This is a genomic window from Gordonia sp. (in: high G+C Gram-positive bacteria), assembly GCF_047600565.1.
GTDB lineage: Bacteria > Actinomycetota > Actinomycetes > Mycobacteriales > Mycobacteriaceae > Gordonia.
Genome location: NZ_JASGKN010000001.1, coordinates 1,238,035 through 1,250,908 on the forward strand (window position 1 = coordinate 1,238,035; position 12,874 = coordinate 1,250,908).

The 12,874-nt window shown below is 66.8% G+C and carries 13 protein-coding genes; 6 read left to right on the top strand and 7 right to left on the bottom strand.

Annotation, left to right across the window (positions count from 1 at the left end; translation table 11 throughout):
* The first annotated feature begins 39 nt into the window (after positions 1 to 39).
* The 3 genes from QM774_RS05975 to QM774_RS05985 are packed head-to-tail and all read left to right on the top strand — an operon-like array spanning position 40 to position 3,679.
* Positions 40 to 900 carry a c-type cytochrome gene (locus QM774_RS05975; protein WP_414975005.1) on the top strand — a complete coding sequence of 287 codons (861 nt, stop codon included), beginning with the start codon at positions 40 to 42 and terminating at the stop codon, positions 898 to 900.
* Positions 897 to 2,048 carry a ubiquinol-cytochrome c reductase iron-sulfur subunit gene (locus QM774_RS05980; protein WP_414975006.1) on the top strand — a complete coding sequence of 384 codons (1,152 nt, stop codon included), beginning with the start codon at positions 897 to 899 and terminating at the stop codon, positions 2,046 to 2,048. The genes QM774_RS05975 and QM774_RS05980 overlap by 4 nt, the downstream gene beginning before the upstream one ends.
* On the top strand, positions 2,045 to 3,679 hold the full coding sequence (locus tag QM774_RS05985; protein ID WP_414975007.1) for a cytochrome b: 1,635 nt from the start codon (positions 2,045 to 2,047) through the stop codon (positions 3,677 to 3,679). Before QM774_RS05980 ends, QM774_RS05985 begins: the two co-directional genes overlap by 4 nt.
* A 251-nt stretch (positions 3,680 to 3,930) precedes the next feature.
* On the opposite strand, the gene QM774_RS05990 is transcribed toward QM774_RS05985, so the two are convergent.
* The 4 genes from QM774_RS05990 to QM774_RS06005 all read right to left on the bottom strand — a co-directional run bounded on the left by QM774_RS05990 (position 3,931) and on the right by QM774_RS06005 (position 6,705).
* Positions 3,931 to 4,071 (bottom strand): hypothetical protein, encoded by a 141-nt coding sequence (locus tag QM774_RS05990; protein ID WP_414975008.1) that lies wholly within the window; start codon positions 4,069 to 4,071, stop codon positions 3,931 to 3,933.
* A gap of 510 nt (positions 4,072 to 4,581) precedes the next feature.
* Entirely contained in the window at positions 4,582 to 5,112 is a 531-nt protein-coding gene (locus tag QM774_RS05995; protein ID WP_414975009.1) for a GNAT family N-acetyltransferase, read from the bottom strand.
* Positions 5,113 to 5,150: 38 nt separating this feature from the next.
* Positions 5,151 to 5,567, bottom strand: a complete 417-nt coding sequence (locus QM774_RS06000) for a cytochrome c oxidase subunit 4 (RefSeq protein WP_414975010.1) — start codon at positions 5,565 to 5,567, stop codon at positions 5,151 to 5,153.
* Between the two features lie 7 nt (positions 5,568 to 5,574).
* Positions 5,575 to 6,705 carry a cytochrome c oxidase subunit II gene (locus QM774_RS06005; protein WP_414975011.1) on the bottom strand — a complete coding sequence of 377 codons (1,131 nt, stop codon included), beginning with the start codon at positions 6,703 to 6,705 and terminating at the stop codon, positions 5,575 to 5,577.
* A gap of 351 nt (positions 6,706 to 7,056) precedes the next feature.
* Between QM774_RS06005 and QM774_RS06010 the strand changes: the two genes are divergently transcribed.
* Entirely contained in the window at positions 7,057 to 7,380 is a 324-nt protein-coding gene (locus QM774_RS06010; protein ID WP_414975012.1) for a DUF2853 family protein, read from the top strand.
* 132 nt (positions 7,381 to 7,512) lie between these two features.
* On the top strand, positions 7,513 to 9,438 hold the full coding sequence (asnB, locus tag QM774_RS06015; RefSeq protein WP_414975013.1) for an asparagine synthase (glutamine-hydrolyzing): 1,926 nt from the start codon (positions 7,513 to 7,515) through the stop codon (positions 9,436 to 9,438).
* A gap of 142 nt (positions 9,439 to 9,580) precedes the next feature.
* Here the strand turns inward: asnB and QM774_RS06020 are convergent, their stop codons facing one another.
* The 3 genes from QM774_RS06020 to QM774_RS06030 form a co-directional block, all read right to left on the bottom strand.
* On the bottom strand, positions 9,581 to 10,555 hold the full coding sequence (locus QM774_RS06020; protein ID WP_414975014.1) for a carbohydrate kinase family protein: 975 nt from the start codon (positions 10,553 to 10,555) through the stop codon (positions 9,581 to 9,583).
* 90 nt (positions 10,556 to 10,645) lie between these two features.
* Positions 10,646 to 10,996 carry a HesB/IscA family protein gene (locus QM774_RS06025; protein WP_414975015.1) on the bottom strand — a complete coding sequence of 117 codons (351 nt, stop codon included), beginning with the start codon at positions 10,994 to 10,996 and terminating at the stop codon, positions 10,646 to 10,648.
* Positions 10,997 to 11,062: 66 nt separating this feature from the next.
* Complete coding sequence (locus QM774_RS06030) at positions 11,063 to 12,172, bottom strand: glycerate kinase (protein ID WP_414975016.1); 1,110 nt, start codon at positions 12,170 to 12,172, stop codon at positions 11,063 to 11,065.
* 42 nt (positions 12,173 to 12,214) lie between these two features.
* Here QM774_RS06030 and QM774_RS06035 point away from each other — a divergent pair, with 42 nt between their 5' ends.
* Positions 12,215 to 12,871: a DUF3043 domain-containing protein gene (locus tag QM774_RS06035; protein WP_414975017.1), complete on the top strand. Its 657-nt coding sequence runs from the start codon at positions 12,215 to 12,217 to the stop codon at positions 12,869 to 12,871.
* Positions 12,872 to 12,874 lie beyond the last annotated feature (3 nt).

Here is a 12,874-nt window from a genome sequence, read left to right on the forward strand (position 1 = left end):
GGCCATCCAACAGTCCAACCGCTTAGTAGAGAGTCACCGATGAGATCATCTCCAGCCCGTCGCGCAAAGTCGCGCCGCAAGCTGCGTCGTCGCGCCGGTGCGACCGCTTTCCTTCTGTTCGGCCTGCTCGCGACCGGTCTCCTGGCCGGCCTGCTCAGCCCGAAGCCGCAGGTCGCGACCGCTGACGACCAGAACTCGAACCTGGTCGCCCAGGGCAAGCAGCTGTACGAGACCTCCTGTGTGACCTGCCACGGCGCCAATCTCGAGGGTGTGAAGGACCGCGGTCCGTCACTGCTCGGCGTCGGTGACGCGGCCGTCTACTTCCAGGTGTCGTCGGGACGTATGCCGGCGGTGCGCGGTGAGGCTCAGGCCCAGCGCAAGCCGGAGAAGTTCACCCAGAGCCAGATCGATCAGCTCGGCGCCTACATCCAGGCGATGGGCGGCGGTCCCCGGGTGATGTACGAGACCAACTCGGACGGCAGCATCAAGCGCGACAACGAGGGTCTGCCGGTGCTGGCGATGGATTCGCTGAAGGGCACCGACCTGGGTCGCGGCTCCGAGCTGTTCCGCCTGAACTGCGCGTCCTGCCACAACTTCACCGGTCGTGGCGGCGCTCTGTCGGGCGGCAAGTTCGCTCCCCCGCTGACCAACGTCAACCCGCAGCAGCTGTACACGGCCATGCTGACCGGTCCGCAGAACATGCCGAAGTTCTCCAACCGTCAGCTGACGGTCGAGGACAAGAAGGACATCATCGGCTTCATCCGGTACGCGGACAGCACCCCGAACCCCGGCGGCTACGGCCTCGGCGGCTTCGGTCCCGCCTCTGAGGGCATGTTCATGTGGGCTATCGGCGTCGTCGCTATCGTCGCCGGCGCGATGTGGATTGGATCACGAAATTGAGTGCAACGAGTAACGACGTCCCGTCGGACGACCAGCTCGACGCGATGTCTCGCGACGAGAAGGTTCAGCTCGGTACCCAGCTGGACGGGGTGGAGATCATCCACCGCGAGCCGCGGTGGCCCGAGCCGGGCACCCGTGCCGAGAAGCGGTCCGAGTTCACGGTCGCGGCCTGGTTCATCATCTCCGGAATCCTCGCGCTCGCCGGCTTCGTGGCGTTCGTGTGGAACCACTGGCAGTTCACCATGCCGGAGGAGAAGGATTTCTGGCTGTACACCTTCTACACGCCGATCCTGGGCGTCTGCTTCGGCGGCGCGATCCTGGCGTTCGGTTTCGGTGTCATCCAGCTGACCAAGCGTTTCATCCCCGAAGAGATCGCGGTTCAGGACCGTCACGACGGCGGCAGCGCCGAGGTCGACAAGAAGACGCTGGTCGCCGAGCTCGGCGACACCCTGGAGAGCACCACGCTCCCCCGCCGCAAGATGATCATCGGTGCGGGCGCTTTCGGTCTGGGAGCGCTGGCGTTCTCCGGCGCGATCGCGGCTCTGGGCGGCTTCATCAAGAACCCGTGGGCGCAGCGCGACAAGGCTCCGCTGTGGCACACCGGCTGGTCGCCGATCTACGACGCGAAGCAGGGCGAGACCGTCTTCCTGCGCCGCGACACCGGCAACCCGTACCAGGTCGCTCTGGTCCGCCCGGAGGATCTGGATGCCGGCGGCATGGAGACTGTCTTCCCGTGGCGTGTCTCCGACGGCTACGGCGAGACCGAGGAGTCCCGTCACAAGCTGCTCGAGGGCCTGCGTGCCGCCCGTAACCCGGTCATGCTGATCCGTCTGCGTCCCGAGGACGCCGCTCGGGCCATCAAGCGCAAGGGCCAGGAGAACTTCAACTACGGCGACTACTACGCCTACACGAAGGTCTGCAGCCACCTCGGTTGCCCGACCTCGCTGTACGAGCAGCAGACCAACCGGATTCTCTGCCCGTGCCACCAGTCGCAGTTCAACGCCCTGGAGTTCGCGAAGCCGGTGTTCGGTCCGGCCGCGCGTGCCCTGGCCCAGCTGCCTCTCACGGTGAACAATCAGGGGTACATGGTCGCCGCCGGCGACTTCATCGAGCCCGTCGGACCGGCATTCTGGGAGCGTAAGTCATGACAGTCGCCGACCGCCTCGCTACGCAGGCTGAAGAGGTCGACTCGCGGTACCACCTGGCATCGGGCGTTCGCCGCCAGATCAACAAGGTCTTCCCGACCCATTGGTCGTTCCTGCTGGGTGAGCTCGCCCTGTACAGCTTCATCATTCTGCTGCTGTCGGGTGTCTACCTGACGCTGTTCTTCGATCCGTCGATGGCCCACGTGACCTACGACGGCGTCTACCAGCCGCTCAACGGTGTCACCATGAGCCGCGCATACGAGACCACGCTGAACCTCTCCTTCGAGGTCCGCGGCGGTCTGTTCGTCCGCCAGGTGCATCACTGGGCCGCGCTGCTGTTCGCCGCGTCGATCCTGGTCCACATGGCCCGTATCTTCTTCACCGGCGCGTTCCGTCGTCCGCGTGAGGCGAACTGGGTGATCGGCTGCTTCCTGCTGCTGCTGGCCATGTTCGAGGGCTTCTTCGGCTACTCGCTGCCGGACGACCTGCTGTCGGGCACCGGTGTCCGTGCCGCCATGAGCGGCATCGTCCTGGGTATCCCGCTGATCGGCACCTGGGTTCAGTGGGCGCTGTTCGGCGGCGACTTCCCGGGCGACATCATCATTCCGCGCATGTACGTGCTGCACGTGCTGCTGTTCCCGGCGATCATCCTGGCTCTGATCGGCGCCCACCTGGCGCTGGTCTGGTACCAGAAGCACACGCAGTTCCCCGGCCCGGGCCGCACCGAGAAGAACGTCGTCGGCGTTCGTATTCTCCCGGTGTTCGCCGCCAAGGGCGGTGCGTTCTTCGCCATCACGTTCGGCGCGATCGCGCTGATGGCGGGCCTGTTCCAGATCAACCCGGTGTGGAACATCGGCCCCTACGATCCGGCACGCGTGTCGGCCGGCTCGCAGCCCGACATCTACATGATGTGGACGGACGGCTTCGCCCGACTCATGCCGGCGTGGGAGCTCTACCTGGGCCGCTACACGATCCCCGCCATCTTCTGGGTGGTCGTCGTGATCGGCGTCCTGTTCGGCCTGCTGTTCTCGTACCCCTGGATCGAGAAGAAGCTGACCGGCGACGACGCTCACCACAACCTGCTGCAGCGTCCGCGTGACGTTCCGGTGCGTACGGCGATCGGTGCGATGGCGCTCTCGTTCTACATCATCCTCACGGTGAGCTGTATGAACGACCTCATCGCCCTGAAGTTCCACATCTCGCTGAATGCGACGACGTGGATGGGCCGTATCGGTCTGATCGTGGTGCCGCCGCTGGTGTACTTCATCGCCTACCGTTGGGCGCTCTCGCTGCAGCGCAGCGACCGCGAGGTCCTGGCGCACGGTATCGAGACCGGCATCATCCGCCGTGAGGCTGTCGGCGAGTACATCGAGCTGCACCAGCCGCTCGGCCCGGTGGACGACCACGGTCATCCGATCCCGCTCCCCTACGAGGGTGCGGCGCTGCCGAAGCGGATGAACAAGCTCGGCTACGCCGGCCGTCCGGGTACCGGCCAGCTGGTCCCGGACCCCGCCGATCAGCAGCAGCTGAACGTGGAGAACGAGCACAAGGCCCACGAGGACGCCAAGAAGGCCCTCCAGGACCTGCAGGCTCGCGGCGGCAACCCGTCGTTCCTGGTGGACGACGACAAGTAGCCGTACCGCGCACACGTCACGAAGGCCGCCTCACTACTGGTGAGGCGGCCCTCGTGCTATTCGTGGGTGGTCAGGTGGGTCCGGTGCGGACCCAGCGGGTCGTGTTGAGCTAAGACATGCTTGGGACGAGAGCGGGACTGTCGACCCAGCGAATGTTCGGCTTCCTCGAAAACCCGCTTATGCCGTGGTTTGCGGTCAAATACTGACTGCAAACCACGGCATAAGCTCAAGGAGCGTCAACCGGCGACGGCTCACACCAGACGGGTTCCGGTGTCATCGATCAGGACCGCCTCACCGTCCCGGAGGAGCACCAGCCGGTGATCGTCACCGTACCGCCGGACGGTCTCGGCGATGACGTCGATGGGAAAGGGTCCGCCGCCGGCATGCGGCACGAATGACGTAGTCGGTGAAGCCCAGTCCGGTGTAGTCCGTAAGGTCCGGCGCCACGCCGGGATCGTCCATCACGCTGATGGGTTCGATGGTCGGTCCCGCGACGGCAACCCGCGAGCGCGGAGCCGTCCGACCCAGCGACTGTTCGGCTTCCTCGGAAACCCGCTTATGCCGTGGTTTGCAGTCAGTATTTGACTGCAAACCACGGCATAAGTACCCGAACCCGAGACGGGGCTCCTTTCGACAAGCTCAAGGAGCGTGAACCAGCACCCAGGCAGGAAGCCCTCCCCCTCCCTAGTCCCAAGCATGTCTTCGCCCGACCTCAGTGAACCCACCCGGACCCAAAGCGCGACTCCTTTCGACAAGCTCAAGGAGCGTGAACCAGCACCCAGGCAGGAAGCCCTCCCCCTCCCTAGTCCCAAGCATGTCTTCGCCCGACCTCAACGAACCCACCCGGACCCGAGGCGCGGCTCCTTTCGACACGCTCAAGGAGCGCGAATCAGGCACGCGGACTACCAGTCGTCACCCGACCGCTGGTCGCAGGTCAACGTGCCGGAGACGTCTACAGGGCCTCCACGGGGCGTACAGCGCACCAGAATCGAGCCGCGTTCCTCGGGTGTCTCCAGCCAGCCGGTGTCCGTGTCGACGCCGAGCGGGCCGTCCCACGGTGTCCAGCCGTGTGCGAGGTACAGGCGGAGGGCTTCGCGGCTCGCGGCGAGCGCGCCGAGGGCGTAGTCGGTGTCGACGATCCCGTTCACCCGGTCGACCAGAAGACCCCCGATACCGTGCCGGCGGTGGTTCTCTGCGACGGCCACCCCTTCCACGTAACCGGCCGCGGTCGCCTCGTCGTCGACCCGCAGCGTCCGTGGCACCACCGAGGCGTGTCCGACGAGCCAGCCGTCGCGGTACACGAGCACATGGGTGCCGCCGAGTGCGTGATCGAAGTCGTCATCGGTGAACTCGCCGCCGAACGCGGCGTCGAGCAGCGAACGCACCTCGGACAGTTCGGCCGGCGTCAGGTCCCCCAATGCAGTCAGCCGCACCCGGAGTTCGGGTGCGGCTGAATGCGTGGTTTCGGGGCTCAGTGCTTCTCGGGTCCCACGTGGTATTCGAAGACCAGTCCGGCGACCGAACCGACCAGGCCGAGTGCGATGGCGATCGCGAACCAGAGGTTGCCGGTCGCGAAGCCGAGCGCGAACAGTGCGGCGAAGCCGGCGATCAGGATCGGCCAGTAGCTGTGCGGGCTGAAGAAGCCCAGCTCGCCGGCACCGTCCTCGACCTCGGCCTCCTCGTAGTCCTCCGGGCGGATCTCCACGCGTCGGGCGACGAAGCGGAAGTACGTTCCGGCCAGGATCGACAGGCCGCCGGCGAAGAACAGGCAGGCGGCGCCGGCCCACTCCACACCGGTCCGGTAGAAGTACGTCGAGATGGTGTAGATGATCCCCATCAGAATGAAGAAGATCGCGATGAACTCGAAGATGCGTGCTTCGATCTTCATGGCTGGCTCACTCTCCCTGTGCCGGTGCGGGTGCCGCCGCGGCTGCAGCCTGCGGCTGGCAGTTCGCGAGCGTGGTGTTCGAGAGTCCGTTCTCGGTCCTCGGACCGTCGGCACCCTCGGTCGTCGAGACGCGGCGGGTGTCGAACGGCTTGGTGACCACCGACAGCGGCTCCTGGCAGACGGCCTGCAGGGCCTGCGCGTTGGTCGCGTTCGGGTTGGCGACGCGGTACTTGATGTACTGCTCGAAGACCTGCGGGCTGACCGCACGGACCTCGAAGTTCATCATCGCGTGGTAGGTGCCGCACATCTCGGCGCAGCGACCCACGAAGGCGCCTTCACGATCGATCGAGCTGATCTGGAAGACCGGATCCTGGTGGTTGGCTTCCGGGAACGGCATGACGTCGCGCTTGAACACGAACTCGGGAACCCAGAACGAGTGGATCACGTCGGCGGACGCCAGGTTGAACTGGATCCGGGTGTTGGTCGGCAGAACCAGAACCGGAACCTCCGAGGACGTGCCCAGGGTCTCGATCTTGTCGAAGGTCAGGTAGTCGCGGACGTCGTCACTGCGGCCACCGGCCGGCAGCGGCTTCACCTTCTGCTCACCGTCGTGCTCGTAGTACTCCGGGATCTGGAGGTCGAACGGGCCGCCCTTCTTGGAGTCCTTCGAGTCGATCAGCTGCTGACCGTCCTGCGTGCGCACCGAGTTGTAGCCGAACTTCCAGTTCCACTGGAAGGCGGTCACGTCGATGGCGACCGGCGGGTTCGGCTCCTTCTTCTCCACCGTGGTCTGAACCATGACGGTGAAGTAGAAGAGGATCGCGATCAGGATGAACGGCACGGCGGTGTAGACGAGCTCCAGCGGCACGTTGTACGCGGTCTGGCGCGGGAACTCTTCCTCGGCGGTCGCGTTCTTCTTGCGGCGGTGGAAGGTGATGGTCCAGAAGATCAGACCCCACACGAAAGTACCCATGACCAGGGCGGCGATGCAGGCCCACTGCCAGAAGACGCGCATGTCGTGGCCTTCGGGCGTGATGCCCTCCGGCCAGCCGAAACGCATGGCCTCGTCAGCGCTGCACCCGGAGGCGAGCAGAGCGATGACGCCGAGCGCGGCGACTGCGCCGAGTCGCTTCACCAAACGCGATGCGTTACCGCGCCGGGCCGTGCGGGCCGAGTCGGAACGTCCACCGTGAGTCAATTTCACGCCTTCCTGCTGACAGGGAGCTGTTCGGGTGCGAAAACCCGTCTCGGACGTCATTCTCGCACCATGTACTACGCAGCGTAGACCAACCCGGTGATCTGGTTGCGATTGGGGTTGGTGGTCGTGTCACGCCTCCCGGCGGCCTACAGGGCACCTGATGTCAGGTACTGCGACGACACGCTGCGACACGGGGTCCGATGACCACCATTTCGCGCCGGTCGGTGGTCACAATCGAGTCACCGGGCGCAGGCCCTCTCGCACCGGCTGACCTCTGAGGAGAGACCCACCATGGATCACAGCAACGATGTGAAGAACTACGTCGGATCGCCCGACGCCGAGGCGATCGCGGCCCTCGCCAAGAATTACAAACTGGTGCTGAGCCAACCCGACTCCCAGTGGGTCGCGTTCTCCGACCCGGCCGAGCTCGAGCGGGTCAAAGAGAACTATTTGAAGGGCAAACTCGGCCTGACCGACAGCGACGACCTCGACGGCGCACTCGACGCCGTCAAGCAGACCATGTCGGGCACCGTCAACAAGAGCCGCCTGACCGTCTACTACCTGCTCGCCGATCACTTCGGGAAGCTCGACGTCGTCAAAGCATTCGGCAGCTGATCGACCTACGAAGCGGACGGCCCTCCGGCGGGGAGCCGTCCGCTTCGTCCGATAGGATGACCGACACGGTCGGCGCCGGGGTGCGATCGCCGGCGTCATCATCGACGATCGATCAAGGGATGAGTTTCTAACGTGTGTGGCCTGCTCGGAATGCTCACCAGTGACGGCACGGGGTCGTCGACCGCCGAACTGATCGAATCGGCCGCGCACTGCATGCGTCACCGCGGCCCGGACGAGACCGGCACCTGGCACGACGACGACATCGTCCTGGGCTTCAACCGTCTGTCGATCATCGACATCGACCACGCGCATCAGCCGCTGCGCTGGGGTCCCCCCGGCGAGGAGGACCGTTACGCGCTCGCGTTCAACGGCGAGATCTACAACTACATCGAGCTGCGTGAACAACTGCAGTCCGAGTTCGGCGCGAAGTTCGAGACCGAGGGCGACGGCGAGCCGATCGTCGTCGGCTTCCACCACTGGGGCCCGGACGTGGTCCGTCACCTGCGCGGCATGTTCGCCTTCGCCATCTGGGACACCAAGGACCGTTCACTGTTCCTGGCCCGCGATCCGTTCGGTATCAAGCCGCTGTTCATCGCGACCGGCCCGAAGGGCACCGCGTTCGGCAGTGAGAAGAAGAGTCTCCTGGAGATCCTGGATCGTCTCGGCCTGGACAAGAGCCTCGACGACCGCGCCATCGAGCACTACACCGAACTGCAGTACGTGCCGGAGCCGGAGTCGCTGCATACGAACATCCGCCGCCTCGAGTCCGGCACCTACGCCACGGTGACGCCGGGCGGACAGCCCGCGGCGACCCGCTACTTCGATCCCCGCTTCCAGGTGCGGCCGTTCGCGGCCGGCAGCGAGCAGAAGCGCTACGACGAGATCGCCGACGCGCTCCGCGACTCGGTGGCCAAGCACATGCGCGCGGACGTGACCGTCGGTTCGTTCCTGTCCGGCGGCATCGATTCGACCGCGATCGCCGCACTGGCCATCCAGCACAATCCCGACCTGATCACCTTCACCACCGGTTTCGAGCGGGAGGGCTACTCGGAGGTCGATGTGGCCGCCGAGTCGGCCGAGGCGATCGGCGCCCGCCACATCGTGAAGGTGGTGAGCCCGCAAGAGTTCATGGACGCGGTGCCCAAGATCATCTGGTATCTGGACGATCCGGTGGCCGACCCGTCGCTGGTCCCCCTGTATTACGTCGCCGCCGAGGCGCGCAAGCACGTGAAGGTGGTGCTCTCCGGTGAGGGCGCCGACGAACTGTTCGGCGGCTACACGATCTACAAGGAGCCGCTGTCACTGTCGTCGTTCGACAGAATGCCGACGTCGATGCGCCGCCTCGCCGGCAAGGTGTCGGACCGCATCCCGGAGGGCACGCGCGGCAAGAGCCTGCTGCATCGCGGTTCGCAGACGCTCGAGGAGCGCTACTACGGCAACGCCCGCAGCTTCGACGACGAGCGTCTGCGCAAGCTGCTGAAGAAGTACGACCCGGCGTGGACCCACACCGACGTCACCGCGCCGATCTACGCGCGCTGCGAAGACATGGATCCGGTGACCCGCATGCAATATGTGGACCTGTTCACCTGGCTGCGCGGCGACATCCTGGTCAAGGCCGACAAGATGACGATGGCGAACTCGCTCGAGCTGCGCGTGCCGTTCATGGACACCGAGGTCCTCAAGGTCGCCGAGGGTCTCCCCTACGACCAGAAGATCTCGCACGGCACCACCAAGTATGCGCTGCGCAAGGCGCTCGAGCAGATCGTTCCGCCGCACGTCCTGCACCGCAAGAAGCTGGGCTTCCCGGTGCCGCTACGCCTCTGGCTGGCCGAGCCCGACATGTACGACTGGGCCCGCGACATCATCACCAAGTCCGACACCGACGACATCTTCGACAAGAAGTTCGTGCTCCAGATGCTCGACGAGCACAAGGCCGGCGACGTCGACAACAGCCGCCGGATCTGGAACGTGCTGTGCTTCATGATCTGGTACGGGATCTTCGTCGACGGCACCATCACCCCGCAGATCGAGGACCACGACTACCCGGTGCGCCTCTAGGTGCGTCGAGCTCCTTTCGACAGGCTCAAGGAGCGTGCGAACGCTCGTTGAGCGCGGGAACGCTCGTTGAGCGCGGGAACGCTCGTTGAGCGCGGGAACGCTCGTTGAGCGCGGGAACGCTCGTTGAGCCTGTCGAAGCGAGTCAGAGAACCGCGTTGATGTCTGCCGCGGCGGCGTCGCCGTAGGCGGCGCGGAGGCGTTCGACGGCGGCGGCCTTGTCCCAGGTCCAGCCCTGCGTGGACTCGCATTCCAGAACCAGGGTGGCGACCATGGCGCCGAGCTGGGCGGCACGCTCGTAGCGCAGACCGCGGGCCAGGCCCACCAGGAAGCCGGCGCGGAAGCCGTCGCCGACACCGGTCGGATCCACCGGGTTCACCGCCGGAACCACGTCGACGTGGATGGGTTCGCTGCCGTCGGACGGAACGATGTCGACGCCGTTCTCGCTGCGGGTGGTGATCCGGACCTCGACCATCGACGCGACGTCGGCGGCGGACAGGCCCGTCTTCTGCTGCAGCAGGCCCCACTCGTATTCGTTGGTGAACAGGAACTTGGCACCGTCGATCAGACCGCGCGCGGTGTCGCCGTCGAGGCGGGCCAGCTGCTGGGACGGGTCGGCGGCGAAGGTGACGCCCTCGCTCCGGCAGGTCTCGGTGTGCCGCACCATGGCGTCGGGGTCGTCGGCGCCGATCAGCACTAGGTCGGGGGTGCCGGCGTCGGCGAAGATCTCTTTGACGTCGATGTCGCGGGCCTCGCTCATGGCGCCCGGGTAGAAGCTGGCGAGCTGCGCCATCGTCTCGTCGGTGGTGCACATGAAACGGGCAGTGTGCTGGGTGCGGGACACGGCCACACCCCGGCAGTCGACGTGGTGCTGAGCGAGCCACGACTTGTATTCGGCGAAGTCTTGGCCGGCCGCACCGATCAGGAGCGGCTGCTCGCCGAGGGCGCCGATCGCGAACGCGATGTTGCCGCCGACACCGCCTCGGCGGACCACCAGGTCCTCGACGAGGAAGCTCAGCGAGATGTGCTCGAGCTGGTCGCTCAGCAGCTGGTCGGAGAACTTTCCGGGGAACTTCATCAGGTGGTCGGTCGCGATGGACCCGCATACGGCAGTGAACACGCGGCCAACCCTACCGATCATCGACGGAAACGACGTCGGCCGCCCTCCCCCGGGATCGGAGGAGGACGGCCGAAGGTGGTCGTCGACGACTCAGTTGAAGGAGTCGCCGCAGGCGCAGGAGCCGGTCGCGTTCGGGTTGTCGATGGTGAAGCCCTGCTTCTCGATCGAGTCCACGAAGTCGATGGTGGCACCGCGCATGTACGGGGCGCTCATGCGGTCGACGGCGAGCTTGACGCCGTTGAACTCGCTGACGACGTCACCGTCGAGGGTGCGGTCGTCGAAGTACAGCTGGTAGCGCAGGCCGGCGCAGCCACCGGGCTGCACCTCGATGCGCAGAGCCATGTCGTCGCGGCCTTCCTGGTCGAGGAGGGCCTTGGCCTTGGCGGCGGCGGCGTCGCTCAAGACGACACCCGACTGCTCGGTCTCGTTCTGGACGGTCATTGATCGCTCCCTAAAGATTCGCCCGCGTGGGCGCGGCATTTCCGTTCAGTGCAACGGTACTCCGCGTCACCGTATTCCCCCAGTCCCGACTCCCCCGGATCCCCGGACCGAAAAGTCGCGGGCGGCGTCGGCGGCGGCGTCGGTGAGCAGGCGGGCGGCCGCCGTCTTCGCCGCGTCGACCGACCCGGCACGCTCGGTCAGGGAGTAGACGGCGCCGAGTTCGCCGGCCTGCTCGGCGCTCAGCAGTGACTGTCCGGTCAGCACGATGAGCGGCACACCGGCGGCGCGTGCCTCACCGGCGATCGCGGCGACCACTTTGCCGCGCCGGGTCTGATCGTCCAGCCGGCCCTCCCCGGTGATGACGGCGGCCGAGGCGGCGATCACGCGGGCCCGACCGGTCTGCCCGGCGATGTGGGCCGCGCCGGATACCCGATGGCCGCCGAGCGCCATGAGGGCGGCGCCGAGGCCGCCGGCCGCTCCGGCACCCGGCCGGTCGCGGACGTCGAGTCCGTCGTCGGCCAGTTCGTCGGCCAGTTCGTCGGCCCACGACGCCATCCGCGCTTCGAGTGCGGCGACGGTGCCCGGATCGGCGCCCTTCTGCGGACCGAAGACGGCGGCGGCGCCCTCCGGGCCGAGCAGCAGATTGTCGACGTCGGTCGCCACCACCAGTTCGACCTGGTCGAGGAGTCGCCGGGCAGCGGCCAGGCCGCCCATCGCCTCGACGGCGCCGCGACCCCCGTCGGTGGTGGCCGTGCCGCCGAGCCCGACGACGATCCGCCGGGCTCGGCCGGCCGCTGCGCGGGCGATCAGGTCTCCGACACCCGCGGTGGTCGCCGAGAGTGCGGTGCCGGGGTCCGGGGGACGGCGCAGGAGCGGCAACCCGCACGCCTGCGCCGCCTCAAGATAGGCCGTATCGCCCACCTGCAGGTAGCGGGCGGTTTCCGGCTCGCCGAGCGGGCCGGTCACGGTCGTCTCGTGGAGTGCACCGCCGAGGGTGGTGTGCAGGACGTCGACGAAGCCGGGTCCGCCGTCCGATTGCGGGGCCGCCACCAGCAGGTCGGCGGGCCTGACCCGCCGCCAGCCGTCGATGATGGCGGTCGCAGCTGCGGTCGCGGTGAGCGTTCCCCCGAACGAATCGGGCATCACCGCGATCTGTGGGCCGTGCGGACCGGTCATGCAGTCGGACTCTACTGCGCGGCATCATTTAGGCTCGTCACCGTGAAGTTGTCCAAGAAATCCGGTAGCGAGCCGACCGTCGATGCGGTGGCCGAGGTGGAGGCCGACGACGCCGCCACCGACGACAAGGGCGCGACGCCCGGCAAGGGCCGTCCGACCCCGAAGCGCCGCGAGGCGCAGAACCGCAAGCGCGGTCCGGTCGCTCCGCCGCCGATGACCCGTGCCGAGGCGCGGGCGCGCCGCAAGGAGCAGAAGCAGACGCTCACCAAGGATGAGCGCAAGGAACTGCGCGCCCAGCGCAACCAGCAGCGCAGTGAGCAGCGCGAAAAGATGCTGGCCGGCGACGACAAGTACCTTCCGGCCCGCGACCGCGGCCCGGTGCGCGCCTACGCCCGCGACATCGTCGACTCGCGCCGCAACCTGGCGGGACTGTTCATGCCGGTCGCGATCCTGGTGCTGGCCGCGGCGATGGTCCCGAAGCTGGCCGTCTACATGAACCTGGCTCTGATGCTGTTCATCGTGCTGATGCTCCTCGACGCCACCTACCTGGGCCGCAAGGTCAACAAGGCGGTCCGCGAGAAGTTCCCGGACACCACCGACACCGGCTTCCGGCTGGGGCTGTACGCCGCGATCCGCTCGATGCAGCTGCGCATGATGCGGGCACCGAAGCCGCGGGTCCGTCCGGGAGACAAGGTCTAGCCA